16 protein-coding genes are annotated in these 17,535 nt (G+C 72.2%); 7 read left to right on the plus strand and 9 right to left on the minus strand.

The window, feature by feature from the left end; all coding sequences use genetic code 11:
* The first annotated feature begins 10 nt into the window (after positions 1-10).
* Positions 11-2,230, plus strand: a complete 2,220-nt coding sequence (gene katG / locus ACLJQZ_RS40305) for a catalase/peroxidase HPI (protein WP_410626023.1) — start codon at positions 11-13, stop codon at positions 2,228-2,230.
* A 40-nt stretch (positions 2,231-2,270) separates the two neighbouring features.
* On the opposite strand, the gene ACLJQZ_RS40310 is transcribed toward katG, so the two are convergent.
* Positions 2,271-3,167, minus strand: coding sequence for a TIGR03620 family F420-dependent LLM class oxidoreductase (locus ACLJQZ_RS40310; RefSeq protein WP_410626025.1), 897 nt, complete (start codon positions 3,165-3,167; stop codon positions 2,271-2,273).
* Between the two features lie 101 nt (positions 3,168-3,268).
* On the opposite strand from ACLJQZ_RS40310, the gene ACLJQZ_RS40315 reads away from it, so the two are divergent.
* A complete protein-coding gene (locus tag ACLJQZ_RS40315; RefSeq protein WP_410626027.1) occupies positions 3,269-4,141 on the plus strand; it encodes a LysR family transcriptional regulator in 873 nt (290 codons plus the stop codon).
* Here the strand turns inward: ACLJQZ_RS40315 and ACLJQZ_RS40320 are convergent.
* From ACLJQZ_RS40320 to ACLJQZ_RS40345, 6 genes are all read right to left on the minus strand, one after another.
* Positions 4,131-4,775: a TetR/AcrR family transcriptional regulator gene (locus tag ACLJQZ_RS40320; protein ID WP_410626029.1), complete on the minus strand. Its 645-nt coding sequence runs from the start codon at positions 4,773-4,775 to the stop codon at positions 4,131-4,133. The genes ACLJQZ_RS40315 and ACLJQZ_RS40320 overlap by 11 nt on opposite strands.
* A 50-nt stretch (positions 4,776-4,825) precedes the next feature.
* A complete protein-coding gene (locus tag ACLJQZ_RS40325; RefSeq protein ID WP_410626031.1) occupies positions 4,826-6,133 on the minus strand; it encodes a lipase family protein in 1,308 nt (435 codons plus the stop codon).
* Positions 6,134-6,256: 123 nt separating this feature from the next.
* The gene (locus tag ACLJQZ_RS40330) at positions 6,257-7,576 is read right to left on the minus strand and encodes an FAD-dependent oxidoreductase (protein ID WP_410626033.1); all 1,320 of its coding nucleotides are present in this window, start codon (positions 7,574-7,576) and stop codon (positions 6,257-6,259) included.
* A complete protein-coding gene (locus ACLJQZ_RS40335; protein ID WP_410626035.1) occupies positions 7,573-8,130 on the minus strand; it encodes a PadR family transcriptional regulator in 558 nt (185 codons plus the stop codon). Before ACLJQZ_RS40335 ends, ACLJQZ_RS40330 begins: the two co-directional genes overlap by 4 nt.
* 59 nt (positions 8,131-8,189) lie before the next feature.
* Positions 8,190-9,176, minus strand: a complete 987-nt coding sequence (locus ACLJQZ_RS40340) for a hypothetical protein (RefSeq protein WP_410626037.1) — start codon at positions 9,174-9,176, stop codon at positions 8,190-8,192.
* A complete protein-coding gene (locus ACLJQZ_RS40345; protein WP_410626039.1) occupies positions 9,173-9,796 on the minus strand; it encodes a TetR family transcriptional regulator in 624 nt (207 codons plus the stop codon). The genes ACLJQZ_RS40340 and ACLJQZ_RS40345 overlap by 4 nt, the downstream gene beginning before the upstream one ends.
* Before the next feature lie 76 nt (positions 9,797-9,872).
* On the opposite strand from ACLJQZ_RS40345, the gene ACLJQZ_RS40350 reads away from it, so the two are divergent.
* On the plus strand, positions 9,873-10,631 hold the full coding sequence (locus ACLJQZ_RS40350) for a CocE/NonD family hydrolase (protein ID WP_410626040.1): 759 nt from the start codon (positions 9,873-9,875) through the stop codon (positions 10,629-10,631).
* On the plus strand, positions 10,610-12,286 hold the full coding sequence (locus tag ACLJQZ_RS40355) for a CocE/NonD family hydrolase (RefSeq protein ID WP_410626042.1): 1,677 nt from the start codon (positions 10,610-10,612) through the stop codon (positions 12,284-12,286). Before ACLJQZ_RS40350 ends, ACLJQZ_RS40355 begins: the two co-directional genes overlap by 22 nt.
* Here ACLJQZ_RS40355 and ACLJQZ_RS40360 read toward each other — a convergent pair.
* Positions 12,273-13,346, minus strand: coding sequence for an alcohol dehydrogenase catalytic domain-containing protein (locus ACLJQZ_RS40360; protein ID WP_410626043.1), 1,074 nt, complete (start codon positions 13,344-13,346; stop codon positions 12,273-12,275). The genes ACLJQZ_RS40355 and ACLJQZ_RS40360 overlap by 14 nt on opposite strands.
* 82 nt (positions 13,347-13,428) lie before the next feature.
* On the opposite strand from ACLJQZ_RS40360, the gene ACLJQZ_RS40365 reads away from it, so the two are divergent.
* Positions 13,429-14,223 carry a helix-turn-helix transcriptional regulator gene (locus tag ACLJQZ_RS40365; RefSeq protein WP_410626045.1) on the plus strand — a complete coding sequence of 265 codons (795 nt, stop codon included), beginning with the start codon at positions 13,429-13,431 and terminating at the stop codon, positions 14,221-14,223.
* On the opposite strand, the gene ACLJQZ_RS40370 is transcribed toward ACLJQZ_RS40365, so the two are convergent.
* Positions 14,184-14,780 carry a TetR/AcrR family transcriptional regulator gene (locus ACLJQZ_RS40370; RefSeq protein WP_410626047.1) on the minus strand — a complete coding sequence of 199 codons (597 nt, stop codon included), beginning with the start codon at positions 14,778-14,780 and terminating at the stop codon, positions 14,184-14,186. The genes ACLJQZ_RS40365 and ACLJQZ_RS40370 overlap by 40 nt on opposite strands.
* 69 nt (positions 14,781-14,849) lie before the next feature.
* Here ACLJQZ_RS40370 and ACLJQZ_RS40375 point away from each other — a divergent pair, with 69 nt between their 5' ends.
* Positions 14,850-15,857 (plus strand): hypothetical protein, encoded by a 1,008-nt coding sequence (locus ACLJQZ_RS40375; protein WP_410626049.1) that lies wholly within the window; start codon positions 14,850-14,852, stop codon positions 15,855-15,857.
* Positions 15,858-16,121: 264 nt separating this feature from the next.
* Positions 16,122-17,438: an alpha/beta hydrolase fold domain-containing protein gene (locus ACLJQZ_RS40380; protein ID WP_410626051.1), complete on the plus strand. Its 1,317-nt coding sequence runs from the start codon at positions 16,122-16,124 to the stop codon at positions 17,436-17,438.
* Positions 17,439-17,535: the final 97 nt, after the last annotated feature.

Here is a 17,535-nt window from a genome sequence, read left to right on the forward strand (position 1 = left end):
AAGGATTCCTGTGTCTGACAGTCCTGACGCCGTTGTCGGCGAGATGAACGAGGAGACCGCGGGCGGCTGCCCGGTCTCGGCCGGGCGTCGCAACCACCCGACCGAGGGCGCGGGAAACCGCGACTGGTGGCCGAACCAGCTCAACCTGAAGATCCTGCGCAAGCACCCCGCCGTCGCCAACCCCCTCGGCGAGGACTTCGACTACGCCGCCGCGTTCCAGACCGTCGACCTCGACGCGCTGGCCGCGGACGTCGACGCGGTGCTGACCACGTCCAAGGACTGGTGGCCCGCGGACTTCGGGCACTACGGGCCGTTCATGATCCGCATGGCGTGGCACAGCGCCGGCACCTACCGCATCGACGACGGCCGCGGCGGAGCGGGCGCCGGCATGCAGCGCTTCGCGCCGCTGAACAGCTGGCCGGACAACGGGAACCTGGACAAGGCCCGCCGCCTGCTGTGGCCGGTCAAGAAGAAGTACGGCCAGAAGATCTCGTGGGCCGACCTGATGATCTTCACGGGCAACCGCGCGCTGGAGACCATGGGCTTCAAGACCTTCGGCTTCGCCGGCGGCCGCGCCGACGTGTGGGAGCCGGACGAGGACGTGTACTGGGGCCCGGAGCGCACCTGGCTGGGCGACGAGCGCTACACCGGTGACCGCGACCTCGAGAACCCGCTCGCCGCGGTCCAGATGGGCCTCATCTACGTCAACCCCGAAGGCCCGAACGGCAACCCGGACCCGCTGGCCTCGGCCCGCGACATCCGCGAGACGTTCGGCCGGATGGCGATGAACGACGAGGAGACCGTCGCCCTCATCGCCGGTGGCCACACCTTCGGCAAGACGCACGGCGCGGCCGACCCCGACGAGCACGTCGGCCCGGAGCCCGAGGGCGCCGGCCTCGAGGAGCAGGGCCTCGGCTGGAACAACACCTTCGGTTCCGGCAAGGGCCGCGACGCCATCACCAGTGGCCTCGAGGTCACCTGGACCTCCACGCCGACGCGGTGGAGCAACCAGTTCTTCGACAACCTGTTCGGCTACGAGTGGGAGCTGTCGAAGAGCCCGGCCGGCGCCCACCAGTGGGTGGCGAAGGACGCCGAGGACACCATCCCCGGCCCGGAGGCCGGTGACCCGGCCCGCAAGCCGACGATGCTGACGACCGACCTGGCGCTGCGCGTCGACCCGGTCTACGCGCAGATCTCCAAGCGCTTCCACGAGAACCCGGACCAGTTCGCGGACGCGTTCGCCCGCGCCTGGTACAAGCTCACCCACCGCGACATGGGCCCGATCCAGCGCTACCTCGGCCCGCTGGTGCCGCAGGAAGCCCTGATCTGGCAGGACCGCGTCCCCGCCGTCGACCACGAGCTGGTCTCCGACGCCGACGTGGCCGACCTCAAGGCCAAGCTGCTCGACTCGGGCCTGACCGTCGCCCAGCTCGTCTCGACCGCGTGGGCGTCGGCTTCGACGTTCCGCGCCAGCGACAAGCGCGGCGGCGCGAACGGCGCCCGCATCCGCCTCGAACCGCAGCGCGGCTGGGAGGTCAACGAGCCCGACCAGCTCGCGCAGGTCCTGCGCACGCTGGAGGGTGTCCAGGAGTCCTTCTCCGCCGGTGGCAAGAAGATCTCGCTGGCCGACCTGATCGTGCTCGGTGGCGCGGCGGCCGTCGAGAAGGCCGCCAAGGACGCGGGCGTCGACATCACGGTGCCGTTCACCCCGGGCCGCACCGACGCGACGCAGGAGCAGACCGACGCGGAGTCCTTCGCGCCGCTCGAGCCGACGATCGACGGGTTCCGCAACTACCGCGGCAAGGGCCACCGCCTGCCGTCGGAGTTCCTGCTGATCGACCGCGCGAACCTGCTGAACCTGAGCGCGCCGGAGCTGACCGTCCTCATCGGCGGCCTGCGCGTCCTGGGTGCGAACCACAAGCAGACGTCGCTGGGTGTGCTGACCTCGACGCCGGGTGCCCTGACGAACGACTTCTTCGCGAACCTCCTCGACATGGAGACCGAGTGGAAGTCGACGTCCGAGGACCAGGAGACCTTCGAGGGCCGCGACCGCGCCACCGGCGAGGTCAAGTGGACCGGTTCCCGCGCCGACCTGGTGTTCGGCTCCAACTCGGAGCTGCGCGCGCTGGCCGAGGTCTACGCGAGCGACGACGCCAAGGAGAAGTTCGTCCGCGACTTCGTGGCCGCGTGGCACAAGGTCATGAATGCCGACCGGTACGACCTGGTCTGAGCTGACCTGTAGGCAGGCTCCGCGCCCGCGTCCGGTGCCCTCACCCGAGGGTGCCGAACGCGGGCGCGAGTCGTTCCAGCTCCGCGACGTCGGCGAGGAAGTCGTCGGTCGTCGGGGGCATCAGCAGGACGTGGTCCGCGCCCGCCGTCAGGTGCTCCTGGGCCTTGGCCGCGATCGCGTCCGGGCCGCCGTGGGCGACGACCGCGTCCGCCAAGGCGTCGACGTCCGAGACGTCGAAACCCAAGCGCTCAATGGCTTTCCCGTACCACGGCAGGCCCAGGCTGGCGGACACCTTCTCCCGCGCCGCCGCGCGCGCCGCGGCGGGATCGGCTTCGGTGACGACCGTCAGCCCGACCACCAGCAGCTTGTCCGCGCCCAGCGCTTTGCGCGCCTCGGTCGTGTACGCCGGGGGCAGGTTGGCGGGGTAGGCGCCGTCGGCGAGCTCCCCGGCCAGCGCCAGCATCTTCGGGCCGTTCGCGCCGAGGATCCGCGGGTACGCCACGTCCGGCGCGGGCGGCCACGTCTCCGCCGTCATGCGCTCCAGGTAGTCGCGCAGGGTCCGCACCGGGCTGCCGTACTCGCGCCCGACGCCGGCGGCCTGCGGCGCGTGGCCGACGCCGATCCCGAGCACCAGCCGGCCCGGGTACGCGTCGGCCAGCTGGGCCGCGCCCGCGTGCAGCGTCTGCGGCTCGCGGGCCCAGATGTTCGCGATGCCGGTGCCGAACGTGAGCCGGTCCGTCGCGGCGAGCAGCACGGCCAGCTGCACCAGGGCGTCCTTGCCGCCGACGACCTCGTTGGTCCAGGCGGCGCGGTACCCGGCGCGCTCCAGCCGTCGCGCGCCTTCGCGCTGGTCCTCGGCCGAGGGGCTGCTGGTGAACGAGATCGGCAGGTAGACGCCGAGCGCGCCGAGCGCGGCGCGAGCCGTGGTGATGTCCATGCCTCCACCGTGGGCCACCATGCCCGCCGCGTCCAATCGACGTTTCGCATCGCGCGTCGCGATCTGTGCATCACCACAGCTCACGGCGGTACGCTCGGACCGTGGACGACCTCGATCTCCGGCTGGTGCGCAGCTTCACCGTCGTCGCCGAGCACCGGCACTTCGGCCGCGCCGCCGCCGAACTGCACCTCACGCAGTCGTCGCTGAGCCGCCAGATCGTCCGGCTGGAACAGCAGGTCGGCGCGCGCCTGCTCGACCGCACCCCGCAAGGCACCCGGCTCACCGAAGCCGGCGAGGCGTTCCTCCCGCTCGCCGCCGACGTCCTGCGCTCGGCGGCCGCGGCGACGGCCCGTGCTCGCGCGGTCGCCCGGCCCAGCCGGATCACCGTCGGCTACACCGGGAACCTGATCGTCACCCCGGCCGTCCGCGCCCTGCGCCACCGCCACCCGGACGCCGAAGTCCGCACGCTCCACCTGAAGTGGGACGACGCCCGCGCGGCGCTGCTCGAGAACCGCGTGGACGCGGCGATCGTCCGGCTGCCGCTGCCCAGCACCGGGCTGCACGTGACGATTTTGCGCGACGAGCCGCGGGTCCTGCTGATCCCGAGCGACCACCGCTTGGCGGGCAAGGAATCCGTGACGCTCGACGACATCGCCGACGAGCCGCTGCCCCGCGCGTCCGACGCCGAGTGGGACGCCTTCTGGCGCGTCGACCCGCGTCCCGACGGCCGCCCGGCGCCGGACGGGCCGTTCATCAGCGCCATCGAGGACAAGATCGAGCTGGTCGCGAGCGGTCAGGCGGTGGCGATCGTCCCGGCGGGCTCCGCCACGCCCACCGGCCTGCGCCCGGACCTGACCACCGTCCCGCTGGTGGACGTCGAGCCGAGCCACGTGGCGCTGGCGACCCGCGCGGGGGACCGGAACCGGTTGGTGGCGGCGTTCCGCAAGTGCGCGGAGGCGGCCCTCACCAGCTGAGGCTCCGGTGCCCGAACATCCCGAGCAGCCACGTGTAGCGGACGGCTTCCCGGGCCTGGTCGTACGCCTCTTCGGTGGCCTGCCAGATGGCCTGGGTGATCAGTTCGATCGTGGCGGCGACGACGGTGCGCGCGGTGAACGGCGGCGGCGCCGGCAGTGCGGGATCGGTGCTGCGCAACCAAAGGACCGTCCGGTCGAACACGGCTTCGCCCGCGCGCAGGACTTCTTCGCGGGCCTGGAGGCCGGCGTCGCCGAGGGCGAAGATCTCGAGCAGGACGGCGCGGACGGCCGTCGGGCGGCGGTGGACGTAGTCGACGAGGAAGTCGCCGCACGCGGCGACGGCTTCGAGCGGGGTCGGGGCCGCGGCGGCCACGGCGACGCCTTGGTCGATGAAGTCGTTGCTGAGCACGCGGTATGCGGCGAGAAAGGCGTCCTGCTTGTCGGCGAACTGCTGGTAGAACGACGTCCGGGAGACGCCGGCGGTCGCCGTGATGTGCCCGACCGTGGTGCCGAGGTAGCCCCGGGTGCCGACGTTCTCCAGCACGGCGTCGATCAGCCGGGCGCGCTGGGTGCCGGCCACCTCGTCACGGCTGAGGCTGTGCGGGCCCTTCGGCAGCTTCCGGTGCGCTGTCACGTGCAGACCGTACTGTGCCCGGCCGGGTGCTCCGGCCGGGCACAGCGGTGTCAGCTCGTGGGGACCTCCGGGGCGAGCGAGTTGCCCGCCGGGATGTGCCCGCAGCTGGACGGCGCGGCCTTCCCGGCGAACCGGTCGTTCAGCCAGCCGATCGCGTCGGGCGCCCAGCGCACCGCGCCGCCGACGTGGCTGAGCAGGTCGTACTGCGCGTACTTGATCGAGCTGTTGCCGCCGGCGCAGTACTGCCGGGCCAGCGCCCGCACGTCACCGGCGACCATCACGCCGTCACCCGTCCCGATCCCCGGCGGGTTGCCGAAGGTGCCTTCCAGCAGCCCGTTGTTCCCCTGCGCGATGAAGCCGGGAACGGAGGGCGTCGGCGCCGAGCCGATGTTCATTTTGTTGACGGCGTCGACGAACGGGTGCACCGAGTTCGGGTTCGAGTACTGCGGCTTGACGAGCTTCTCCCACGTCAGCCCCGGGTAGCGGCCCAGCGCGTTGATGATCGACGCCTGCTCCACCTCCTGGAGGACCTTCAGGCCGTACGCGCTGGCGTAGGGCTTGAGGTCGATGTCGTAGGAGCGGGCGACCCCGACGAGCGCCATCGGGATGACGCCGGACCACACCGGGCTGCCGGCGACGTACTTCAGGTTGTGCGACGGCGCGACGAGCACGCCGCCCTCGGTGAAGCCCACCAGGTTCTTGTCGACGTCGGGCGCGTAGCTCGGCGCGAGCGCGGCCGCCCAGCCGGTCGCGATCGCCCCGCCGGAGTAGCCGATGAGGCCGAACTTGGTGGTGCCGGTCAGGCCCGTCTCGGCCGCCTTCGTCGCGGCCCGGATCGAGTCCAGGGTGTTGGTGCCGTATTCCGGCCCCGCGGCGAAGTTCGCGTCCTGCCCTTCGGTGTCGGGGATGAGGATGTTGTAGCCCAGCAACAGCGCGGGCGTGACGATCAGGGACTCCCCGTTGGGCAGCAGCCCGCCGAGGGTGACGTCGCCGGCGATCGCCCGCGACGGGCTGTCCGCCGGGTTGAGCGAGTCGTAGGCAGACTGGTAGGAGATGGCCTTTTTGTTGTCCCCGTTGGGACTCCGCACCACGGACGTGACGTTGGCCGCGGGGTTCCCCTGCGCGTCGGTGGTCCGGTAGAGCAGCTGGATCGCCGTCAGCGGCGTGGGAATGCCGACGATGTGGTAGCTCAGCGTCCGGGTCTTGAGCACGGTCCCGGGGTCGAACGACGACAGCGGTTCGCTGCCGCTGTAGGTGTAGAAGGAATCGGCCGCCGGGGCCGCGGAGGCCGCCGGCGCCGCGGCGACGGTCAGCGTGAGGGCCGCGGCGACGGCCAGCAAGCGGGCAGGCTTGATCATGACTCCCCTTTGAATCATGAAGTGGATCACAATGGTGAATCGGTAACCTACCAGCCAGTAGCAATGGTGTACAGGGGCGTACACCATTTACGCCGGGTCGGGTGACCAGCGGCTGCGGGAAGCTCAGACCAGGGCGGCGCTCGCGGCGGGGAGATCGTCGGTCCACTCGTCGGTGAAGCTGCTCCGCTTCACGGCTGGGACGGCGGAACACACCCGGAGCCAGGTCTTCATCCCCTGGCGAGCCAGGACGTTGTCCGAGGTGAACCGGTCGGCGAAGGAGCGTGACGTGTTCACGGCTTCGAAGCCGTAGGCCAGCATCCGGCGCTCGTACTCGCCGACCGCGTTGGTCAGCCCGGCTTCGCCGCGGTGCACGGCCGTGAGCTGGTGGGCCAGCAGGGCCGCGTCCCGGAGCGCGGTGTTGGCGCCCAGACCCATCACCGGGGTCATGTTGTGCACGGCGTCGCCGATGAGCGTCACCGGGCCGGTCGGCCAGGGCTCGACCGGGGTGGCGGACTTGAACGCGATCGCGTGCACGCCCGCCGGGTCGGAGTCGGTGACCATCCGGCGCAGGTCCGGGTGCCAGCCGCGGATGTGCTCGGCCACGACGTTCTGCAACGCGGGCCCGGGCAGTGACTCCACGTCGGCCGGATAACCGGCGCGTTTCGCCGCGAACGCCCAGAGCACGTAGTCCTGGACGTCGTCGAGGAGATCGGTGCCGGTCAGGCCGGACGCCGTCAGGTCGATGCCGCCGCCGACCGCTTCGGCGGTGCGGGTCCGGCCGTCGAACACCGCGGTGAACAGGAAGCTGCCGACCGGCGGGAGCACGATGGTCATCCCGCCGCGGATCCGCGGCGGCAGCCAGGCGCGGGTTTCGTCGGTCAGCGCCAGCCGGCCGGCCACGCCCACCGCGCCGGTCGGCACCCGGTGCGCGTGCGGCAGGAGCTGGGCGCGCACCCGGGAGTTGGCGCCGTCCGAGCCGATCAGCAGATCGCCGGTCGCCGTGGCGCCGCCGGCGAAGTGCGCCGTCACCGTGCCGTCCGGGTTCGTCTCGTAACGCTCGAACGTCCGTCCGAAGTGGACGTTCTCGCCGAGGCCGGCCAAGAGCAGCCGGCGCAACGCGATCCGGCTGACCGCGCGGTGTTCGCCGGTCCCGCCGGTCATCAGCTCCTTCTCCACGAAGAGCAGTTCGCGCAGGCGGTGGGTCTGGAAGCTCAGGCCCGCGCCCGGATCGCCCGTGGTGGCGGCGAAGGCGTCCCAGAGCGGGCCCGGCAGGCAGCGGCGCAGGGCGCGGCAACCGAACCGGTTGAGGTGGATGCGGTAGCCCTGCAGCCAGTCGGCCGCCTCGCCGTTGCGCTCGTGGACCTGGACGTCCACGCCGGCCGCGGTGAGGGATTGGGCCATCGCGAGGCCGCCGATCCCGCCGCCGATGATCAGTGCTCTCATGTCTGTTCTCCCCGGTTGGCCAGCAGATCCGTCAGTTTGTCCAGCACCCGGTCGTGCCAGGTCACCTCGGCTTCGAGGCGGATGAGCACGTGGTCGAACCCCAGCGGCTCCAGGCCGTCGAGGTAGGGCCCCGCGTGTTCCTGAAGGTGTTTCCAGGACGCGAGTTCCGTGACGAGCGCGGCCCGGCGGTCCTCGATCAGCGCCCGCAACGTCGCCTCGTCGAGGTCCTCGGTGTAGGCCAGCGCCAGGTCGACCGGATCCGGGCGCAGCTTGGTGGTGGTGAGGATGGTGTGGCGCAGCACGGAAAGCTCGCGCCGGCCCTCCTCGGTGATCGTGTAGACCGTCCGTTCGGGCATGTTCCCCACGCGTTCGGTGCGCAGTGCCTCGATGACGCCCTCGTCCGCCATCCGCCGCAGCGCGCCGTAGAGCGAGCCGGGTTTGACGTCCGCCCAGAGCTCGGTGCGGTCGACCTGCGCCGCCCGCCGGATCTGGTGCCCGTGCATCGGACCGCCCCGCGCCAAGGCGCCGAGGATGAACAACCGAACTGCTCCCATGTGAGTACTCAAACACGAGTACTAGGGTCTAGTCAAACGCGAGTAGTCCGCGAAGGGGCTCAGAGCGAGCCGAGCAGCCGGGCGATCTCGTCCGCCGGATACGGCGTCTTCCGGCTGTCGCCGTGCAGCGCGAAGTAGAAGTCGTTGACGACGGTGGCGAGCGGGGCGTACCGGCGCAGGAGCGCGGCCGCGTCCGAGGGCAGCTCCGGGACCGCCCGCCCCGCGGCGCAGTCGCGCACGAAGTCGTTGCGGACGCGCGGGTGCGGCCACTCGCGCAACGGCCGGACGATCCGGTTCACCAGGTGGGCCAGGACGTAGGCCCGGTCGTGCGTGGCGTGCTCGGCGAGGAACTCCGCCTCGGCGTCCGACAGCTCGAACCGCGACGACAGCGTGAGGCCGAAGTCGGTGAGGCACAGCCGTCCGCCGTCGGTGACGATGTTGGCGAAGTGCGCGTCGAAGTGCTGGACGTCCTGCCCGGCGAGGAAGTCCGTGACGCGCCGGAGTTCTTCGTCGACGAACCGGACCGGCGCGTCCGGCCACTCGGCGAGCGTCCGCGGCAGGTGTTCCAGGAACAGCACGAGGTCCGTGCTCGACGCGTCGAGGGCTTCGAGCCGCCGTCGCACGCCCGGGTCGTCGTGCCAGAACGCGACGTCCCGCTCCAGCTCGGCTTGGGGCAGCGGCGCGCGCGGCAGGCCGGGGCGGACGCACCAGTGGTGCAGCAGCGGGAAGTTCTCGCACACGCCGGTGCGGACCCACTCGCTCGCGTCGCGGTGGGCCGCCAGCTCCCGCCACGCCCCGCCGCCCGCGGAGCCGACGCCGTAGTGGTACCAAGGCGGCAGGCCGTAGTGGTCGGCGGTCGACCCATCACGCCGCAGCTCGACGTCGGTGAGCGCGACCCGTTTCACGAAGACGGGCTCGCCCGCCACCCGCGCGAGCCAGGTCGTGCCGCCGATCCCGCTGCCCAGCGGGGTCGCCGTCGCCAAGACGTCCAAGGTGGACAGTTCCGCCGCGATCCGCTCGTGGCGGGCGAGCCGGGTGCTCGTCACGCTCCCTCCGGGCGGGCGCCCACGAGGATCTGGTGGATCGCGGGGGCGACGGTCGCGACGAGCTGCTCCGTGTCGGCGGCGACGAGCACCGGCACGCCGATGATCTGCCTGCTGGTGACGATCCCGACCAGCATCGCCGCCGCGAGGCCGGCGCGCAGCATCGCGTCGTCCCCGCCCCGCCCCCGGGTGCCGTGCACCAGCCGGGACTGGATGAAGTCGCGCAGCTGCGCGCTCGCGTGGTCGTTGGTGATCGCCCCGCGCAGCATCGCCATCAGGGGTTCCGACTCGCCGGCCGCGCCCTCCCAGGCGCCGAGGTACGCGCGGACCACCCGTTCGCCGAGGTGCTCGTCGGGGCCCTCGAAGGCGGTGTCGAACCGGTCGAGCGCGGACCGGGGGACGGCCATCACGGCCGCGAACAGCTCGTCCTTCGAGCCGAAGAACTGCATCACCTGCGACGCGTCCACCCCGGCGTCGGCGGCGATGCGCCGGATCGTGGTCGTGGCGAAACCGTCACGGGCGAACCGTGCCCGGGCCGCGTCGAGCACCACCTGCCGCGTGCTGCCGCTGCCGGGCCGGCGGCCACGGCGCGTCCCCGCCGCGGGGTCTTCCTGCGTGGTCATGACCCGAATGTAGCGGTCGGCCCACCGATCTCAACGGATGTTGAGTTTTGAGCAGAACAGACGTACGGTCGGGATCATGAGTGAAGACCAGAGGGTGTACGTGCCGTCCCGGCCGCTGCCGGCCGCCAGGACCGGCGTGCTGACCGGGTTCGACCCCGGCACCCGGACGCTGGCGGCGGGGTTCCGGGTCGCGCCGCAGTTCCGGGCCCTGCCCGTCGACGTCGTGTTCGAGAAGGACGTGGCGGTCCGCCTGCGGGACGGGGTGACGATCCACGTCGACCTCTTCCGCCCGGCCGGTGCGGAGCCGGTGCCGGTGATCGTGGCGTGGAGCCCGTACGGCAAGGGGCAGGGGACCTCCGCCAGCGCGATGGGCGTCTTCGGGATGGTCGGTCTCGACAACGGGATCGTGTCCGGGCTGGAGAAGTTCGAAGGCCCGGACCCCGCGTACTGGTGCGCCCGGGGTTACGCGATCTGCAACCCGGACGTCCGCGGCGTGGTCGACTCCGAGGGCGACAGCGTGCTGTGGGACCGCCAGGAAGGCCGGGACTGCCACGACGTGATCGAGTGGCTGGCGCAGCAGGCCTGGTGCTCCGGCAAGGTCGGCATGAGCGGCACCTCCTACCTCGCGGTCTCCCAGTGGTTCACCGCCGCCGAGCAGCCCCCGCACCTGGCGGCGATCAACCCGTGGGAGGGCGTCAGCGACGTCTACCGCGACCTGGTGATGCGCGGCGGCATGCCCGACACCGGGTTCGCCCGGCAGCTCCAGGAGGCAGCTTCTTCGGCAAGAACCGGAAGGAGGACATCCTCGCCGAAGTGCAGCGCTACCCGCTGGTGAACGACCTGTGGGAGAACAAGATCCCCGACTTCGGCCGGATCACCGTGCCGGCCTACGTCGTGGCCAGCTACTCCAACACGCTGCACACGGCGGGGACGTTCCGCGCCTGGCGGCGGATCGCGTCACCCGAGAAGTGGTTGCGCGTCCACAACAGCCAGGAGTGGCCCGACTACTACGACGAAGCGAACGTGGCCGACCTGCGCCGCTTCTTCGACCACTACCTCAAGGGCGAGGACAACGGCTGGGAGCGGACGCCCCGGGCGCGCTACGCGATCCTCGACCTCCAGGGCGGTGACCGGGTCGGCGTCGCCGCGGAGCAGTTTCCCCCGGCGGACGTCACGTCGACGAAGTACTACCTCGACGGCCGCTCGCGCGCGCTGACGACCACGGCCCCCGCCGACGAGATCGCCGTGACCTACGAGGTCGACGCGAACCCGGACGCGGTGTCCTTCGTCGTGCGGTTCGACCGCGACACCGTGCTGGCCGGTCACCCGAAAGCGCACCTGTGGGTCGAAGCGCGCGGTGCCGACGACATGGACGTCTTCGTGCTCGTGCAGAAGCTCGACGCACACGGCACGCCGCTCCAGGCGTTCACCGTCCCCAACCAGGGCGCGATCGTCCACGACGTGACCGAGCACGGCGCGACGATCCTGCGGTACAAGGGTTCCGACGGACGCCTGCGCGTCTCGGCGCGCCACCTCGACGAGGCGCTTTCGACTTCCGACGTGCCGGCCCACAGCTTCGACCGGGTGGAGCGCCTCTCGGCCGGCGAGGTCGTCGACGTCGAGATCGAGCTGCTCCCGGTCGGGCTCGCGTTCCACGCCGGCCAGCAGCTGCGGTTCGTCGTCAGCTCCCGGAACCTGCTGGGCACCATGATGCCCGGCATCCGGGAGTACACCGGCGCCAACAGCGGGCAGCACGTCGTCCACACCGGCGGCGAGCACGCCTCCTACCTGCAGCTTCCCGTCCGGCGAGCGACGGCCGAACCGGCACCCTGGGTGCGCCTGGCCGGCGACGACCACGACGGGCGCGTCGAGCGGTTCGAGGTGGTGGCCGCGCGGCGGGCTTTGGCGCTGCTGAAGGGCAAGCTCGGCCGCGAGCGGCTGCTCGACCTCCTGCGGGACGAGATCGCGGCCGGGAGCGCCTTCCTGCGCGAACAGGTCGCGCTTTCCGCCGGGGAGGAGACGACCGGCACGACGACGTTGCGCGCCCACGGCATCACAGCGGCACAGTTCACCGAATGGCTCTCGCGGGCGTTCGCTCGTGAGGACGTCCTGCTCGCGGGCCACCCGGAGCACTACTCGATCCACGCGGCCGGCGGCCGGGTGAACATCGTCGAGACGCTCGGCGAGCACGTCTGCTCGTTCTTCATGCGCGAGTGGGACGACTCCGCGACGCCGGGAGCGGAGCCGCAGTCCGCCGGTCGCCGGTCGCGCCTCGTGCTCGAGGACGGCACCGTCGTCGGCTCCATCGCCAACGCGTTCGCCGAGGAGGAGGGCGGGTTCACCGCCCGCCTCTCGGTGACGCTGCCGGTCAGCTGTGGCCCGCAGGTGACCGAGCATCACCTGCAGCACTTCGCGGTCGAGTTCCGGAACTGGATCCTGGGCGCGGCCTCCGAGCAGCCTGGTCAGGCGTCGGCACTCAAGGCCGGATGACGGTGAGGGCGAACCGCGCCTGCTCCTTCGCCGCGTGGCCGACGGCGTCGGCGATGTCGTCGAGGCGGAACTCCGTGACGGCGAACCCGCCCAGGTCGAGCAGGCCCGCGCGGGCCAGCGCGATCAGGCTGCTGTTCGCCTCGCGCGGGGCCAGCCACTGCCCGCGCACGGTGATGTTGTTGCGCATCAGCCACGGGTAGGGCAGCGCGAGGTCGTCGCCGCCGAGCATGCCGACGCCGCCCATCAGCACGACCCGGCCGTACTCGCGCACCGTCATGGCCGCGGTCCGCGTGACGGCCGCGCTCGCCGACGGCGGCAGCAGGTCGAGGACCACGTCGATCGGGCCGGGCGCCGTGCCGCGCATCCGCGCGGTGTCGTCGTCCTCGGTGAGCCGGACGGTCCGGACGCGCGCGCCGAACCGGCGTTCCAGGTCGGCCAGCGCGTCGGCGTTGCGGCCCGGCGCGACCACGCACGCCGCGCCCATCGCGAGGGCGACGGCCACGCCCGCGCTGCCGAAGTTGCCGGTCGCGCCGCTGACCAGCACCGTCTCGCCCGGCTGGAGCTGAGCCGCGAGCAGCCCGCCGTACGGCACGAGACAGAGGGAGAGCGCGGCCCACCGCCCGGCGTCGGCGGCGTCGATCGGGCCGAGCGGGACGGCGTTCTCGGTCGGGACCAGCACCTGCTCGGCGTAGGCGCCGTGGCCGAAGTGGCGTTGCAGGAACAGGCCGCCTTCGCCGCGCGCGCTCAGGCCCTGCAGCGTGATGTCCGGCGTGCGCGCGTCGTCGCGGGAGCGGATGGTCGGATCGCACAGCACCCAGTCGCCGGGCTTGAGCCGGGTCGCGTCCGGGCCGGTCGCGCGGACCCGCCCGACCGCGCCGGCGCCGGGCACGACCGGCAGCGTGAGCAGGTAGTTCCGCTCGCCGCGGAACACCTCCCCGGCGTAGGGCAGCACCGGCGCCGCGACGACGTCGACGAGCACCTCGCCGGTGCCCAGCACCGGGTCGGGCAGCTCGCGCACGGACGGCATCGTGCCGAATTCTTCGAGGACAGCAGCTTTCATGAGGCCAGCTTCCGCGTTCCCGGACGACCTATCCAGGCCTGGTATCATCCTGGGACTGTTGCGTGCCACCTGGAGGTCGTCGATGGCGGACGTGGCCCGCGTCGGGCTGGGGGAGTTCCTGCGGTCCCGGCGGGAACGGCTGAATCCGGTCGCGCTCGGGCTGCCGGACCGGCGTCGCCGCCGGACGCCCGGCCTGCGTCGCGAGGAAGTCGCCGAACTCGCCGGCATCGGCGTCGACTGGTACATCCGGCTGGAGCAGGGGCGCACGGTCAGCCCGTCCACGGAGACGATCGAGGCCTTGGCCGGCGCCCTGCGGCTGGACGACGCGGAGCGCGCTCACCTGCGTGAACTGGCCCGCAACCCGGCGCGGACGGCGTTCACCCGCGAGTCTGTCCCCGACGCGACGCGGGGGCTGATCGAGAACCTGACGCAACCCGCCTACGTCACGGGCCGCCGCTGGGACGTGCTGGCCTGGAACCGCGCGGCCGTCTCGCTGTTCACCGACTTCGGCAAGCTGCCCGAGGCGGACCGGAACGTGCTGGTGTTCCTGCTGCTCGACGAGCGGGGGCGGCGGCTGTTCGGGCCCGGCTGGGCGGCGCAGGCCGAGCACACGGTGGCGCAGTTCCACGCCGCGCACGACCTGTGGGCGCCGGACCCGGCGTTCACCGCGCTGGCCGGCCGCCTGCGCGCGGGCTGCCCCGAGTTCGCGGGCTGGTGGGAGCGCCACGACGTCGTCCACAGTGGACCCGGCCGGAAGACGCTTTACCGCCCGGAGCCGGTGGAGTACGAGTACGCGACGTTCCAGGCGAACGAAGACCCGGCGCTGCGGTTGACGCTCTACGCGCCGGCCCGGCGCCCGCGGATCAACGGCAGGTAGACCTCGTCGACGATCTCCACGAGGACGCCGTCGTCCACTGTGGTCAGTCCGCGGGTGAGGTACTCGTTGCGCAGCAAGGTGAGCGCCACGGTCGCGACGCGCGGGTGCAGCGACTCCGGCGGTGCCTCGCCCCGGGCCACGGCGCGGTCGAGGAGCGTGAGCCACGCGGTGGTGCCGCCGTCACCGGCCTGCTCGTGCAGCTGCGCCAGCAGGTCCGGATCGTCGCTCACGCCGGCCAGCAGGCCGCGCAGGATCTGCGCCGCGGGGGAGGAGGCGCCGCAGTTGACGGCGCGCAGCAACGCGAGCGCGTCTTCGCGCAGGTCGCCGGTGTCGGGCGAGCGCAGGGTGTCCTCGGCCAGGTGCCGGTAGGCGGCGACGCCGAGCGCGGCGCGGTTCGGCCAGCGGCGGTAGATGGTGTTCTTGTTGGTGCTGGCCCGCTGCGCGACGCGCTCCATGGTCAGGCCCGGGTAGCCGGACTCGGCCAGCTCGTCGGCGGCGGCCAGCAGGATCGCCCGTTCCAGTTCGGCGCCGCGCCGCCGGGTCTTCGCTTCGGTCATCGGTACTCACCGTACCTTGTCAATAGGGTACGGTACGTACCGTACGCTATTTCACCTGGGGGCACCTCTATGCGAGCCAAAGGCATCGGTTACGACACCGGAATGGCGGTCGGTGGCACCATCCGCCGTCCCTTCGCACCCGAGCTGGTCCGGCGTGAGCTGACGATCATCCGCGACGACCTGCACTGCACGGCCGTCCGGCTGTTCGGCACCGACCTGGACCGGATCGAGTTCGCCGCGCGGGAAGCGGCCGCACTCGGGCTGGAAGTGTGGTTCTCGCCGTTCCCCTGGGACCGGCGGCCGGAGGAGATCCTCGAGCAGCTCGCCGACGGCGCCGAGCGGGCCGAACGCCTCCGGGTCGCGGGTGCCGAGGTCGTGTTCGTCACCGGCGCCGAGCTGAGCCTGTTCAACCACGGCTTCCTGCCGGGCGAAACCCTCCCGGAGCGCACCGCGGGACTGTTCGAGCGATCCCCGGAATCACTGCGAGCGCTGGCCGAACTCCCCACCCGTGTCAACGACTTCCTGGCCCGCGCGGTCGAGGCGGTCCGCGCGCGGTTCGGCGGCCGGATCACCTACGCGTCGGTCCCGCTGGAGCGCGTCGACTGGACGCCGTTCGACATCGTCTCGGTCGACGCGCACCGCTCGAAGGAGGTCGAGCACGTCTACCAGGAGGGCATCCGCACCCTGGTCGCGGCGGGCAAGCCGGTGGCGATCACGGAGTTCGGCTGCACGACCTACCGCGGCGCGGCCGACCTCGGCGCCCGCAGCGGCGAGATCCTCGAATACGACGGCGACATCCCGGTCCGGCTGAACGGCGACTACGTCCGCGACGAAGAAGAACAGGCGGGCTACCTCCGCGAGCTGCTGAAGGTGTTCACGGAGGAGGGCGTCGACGCGGCGTTCGCATGCACCTTCGTCTGCTACGGCCTGGTGTACCGCGCGTCGCCTCGCGAGGATCTCGACATGGCGAGCTGGGGCGTGGTGAAGGTCCTGGAGGAAGGCTCGGGGGAGACGTACCCGGGCCTGCCCTGGGAACCGAAAGCCGCGTTCGGCGCACTCGCCGCCTGCTACGCGTAACCGCCGTCTCGACGATGCCTCGCTCGCGAGGACGGGTCGGCGCAAGCCGGCGTGTCGACCCTCCAAGCACACGTGATGACCCTCCAATCACACGTGATGCCTCTCTGATCACAGGGCTGCCGACGGCGCGTGTGCGGTACCGGGCATCTTGCGTGATCCTGCGGGCATCTCGCGTGATCAACGATGCATCACCCGTGATCGAAGGGCCGACACGCCTGAGCCGCGCGGTGGCCGCCGCACGGCGTCCGGGGTGACACTGGGGTCATGACAGCCGTCGACCGACAGCGGGCACGTCCGCTGTCGGCGACCTCCCGGTACGACGCCACGCCACCCCTGCGGCGCGGTGCGCTGCTGGTCACGGCGTCGCTGGCCGCCCTGAGCGGGGCGGTGACGACGGCCGCCGCGGTGCCCGCGCTCTGGCGGCTCTGGCAGCTCTACGCGATGTTGTTCGGCGTCTTCGCGGCGGTCGAAATCGTCGCCGTGGCCGCCGTGCTCGGCTGGCCCACGCGCAAGACCGCCCACTTCGCGGCCGTGACCGCGGCCGTGGCGCTCGCGCTGTGGGTGGTCAGCCGGCCGCTCGGGTTGCTGGCGCGGTTCGACCCGTGGCAGCCGGCGGACACGGTCGTCGGTTTCACCGACTACGTCGTCGCCGCGCTGCAGGTCGTCGCCCTGTTCGGGCTGCTCGTCGTCGCCCGGCGGCGGGCGCACCCGCGGCCGTCGACGCTGCGGCGCGTGTCGGCGTGGATCGTGCTGTTCCCCGTGCTCCTGCTGGTCCTGGCGACCGGCACGGCGGGGGCGGTCGCCGCGGGCGACGGTGTCACCGGCACCAACGCCTCCACGCTGCTCGACAGCGATTCCGGCACCGTCGAGTACTGCCGGCCGGCGGGGATCCCCCTGGCCATGGACGTCTACCAGCCCCAGCCGTCCGCGACACCCGCGCCGGTCGTGCTCTACCTGCACGGCGGCGGCCTGTTCCTCGGCAACCGCAAGCCCACCGGCCCGGGCGCACTGCTCGACGGCCCACGCTTCACCGCCGTCCGCGACGCGCTGACGGCCCGCGGCGTGGCGGTCGCCTCGATCGACTACCGCCTCGCGCCCGCGGCGCCGTGGCCCGCCCCGCTCACCGACGCCAAGTGCGCGGTCCGCTTCCTCGCGGCCAACGCGACGGCGTTGCACCTCGACCCGGCCCGCATCGCGGCCTGGGGCACCGGCGCGGGCGGCACGCTGGCGGCCCTCCTCGGCACCGCGCCGGGTTTCGACGCCGGCCAGTACGCCGGCGTCCCGAGCACGGTCCACGCGGTGGCGGCCGTGTCCGCCCCGGCGGACTTCACGGATTTCACCGGCCTCGACGCGGTCACCCGCGCGTCGATCCTGCTCGCCCTGGGCCGGGCCCCCGCGACCCTGCGCGAGGCGAGCCCGCTGACGTACGCGGGCCCGGGCGCCCCGCCGTTCCTGCTCGCCGGTGGCGGCCGGAAGTCGGCGGAGTACGCGAACCGCCTGCGCGCGGCGGGCGACCCGGTGACGACCGGTGAGGGTGGCCCGGCCGAAGTGACCGGCTTCCTGGTCACCGCCCTGCGCTGATAGCTTGACGGCGTGAGCAGCGGACGCGGACTCGTGGCACCGATCTTCGGTGACCACTCCTACCGCTGCGACTTCTACGGTTGACCGGCCCCGCTCC

The sequence above is a fragment of the Amycolatopsis sp. cmx-8-4 genome, from assembly GCF_046548675.1.
Classification (GTDB): Bacteria; Actinomycetota; Actinomycetes; order Mycobacteriales; family Pseudonocardiaceae; genus Amycolatopsis.

Excerpts from the sequence above, each read along its gene's own strand:
- ACLJQZ_RS40325 (WP_410626031.1), bottom strand. The coding sequence starts at position 6,133 with ATGATCAAGCCTGCCCGCTTGCTGGCCGTCGCCGCGGCCCTCACGCTG.
- ACLJQZ_RS40365 (WP_410626045.1), top strand. The coding sequence starts at position 13,429 with ATGGCGGACGTGGCCCGCGTCGGGCTGGGGGAGTTCCTGCGGTCCCGG.
- ACLJQZ_RS40350 (WP_410626040.1), top strand. The coding sequence starts at position 9,873 with ATGAGTGAAGACCAGAGGGTGTACGTGCCGTCCCGGCCGCTGCCGGCC.
- ACLJQZ_RS40330 (WP_410626033.1), bottom strand. The coding sequence starts at position 7,576 with ATGAGAGCACTGATCATCGGCGGCGGGATCGGCGGCCTCGCGATGGCC.
- ACLJQZ_RS40310 (WP_410626025.1), bottom strand. The coding sequence starts at position 3,167 with ATGGACATCACCACGGCTCGCGCCGCGCTCGGCGCGCTCGGCGTCTAC.
- ACLJQZ_RS40375 (WP_410626049.1), top strand. The coding sequence starts at position 14,850 with ATGCGAGCCAAAGGCATCGGTTACGACACCGGAATGGCGGTCGGTGGC.
- ACLJQZ_RS40335 (WP_410626035.1), bottom strand. The coding sequence starts at position 8,130 with ATGGGAGCAGTTCGGTTGTTCATCCTCGGCGCCTTGGCGCGGGGCGGT.
- ACLJQZ_RS40380 (WP_410626051.1), top strand. The coding sequence starts at position 16,122 with ATGACAGCCGTCGACCGACAGCGGGCACGTCCGCTGTCGGCGACCTCC.
- ACLJQZ_RS40345 (WP_410626039.1), bottom strand. The coding sequence starts at position 9,796 with ATGACCACGCAGGAAGACCCCGCGGCGGGGACGCGCCGTGGCCGCCGG.
- ACLJQZ_RS40360 (WP_410626043.1), bottom strand. The coding sequence starts at position 13,346 with ATGAAAGCTGCTGTCCTCGAAGAATTCGGCACGATGCCGTCCGTGCGC.
- ACLJQZ_RS40370 (WP_410626047.1), bottom strand. The coding sequence starts at position 14,780 with ATGACCGAAGCGAAGACCCGGCGGCGCGGCGCCGAACTGGAACGGGCG.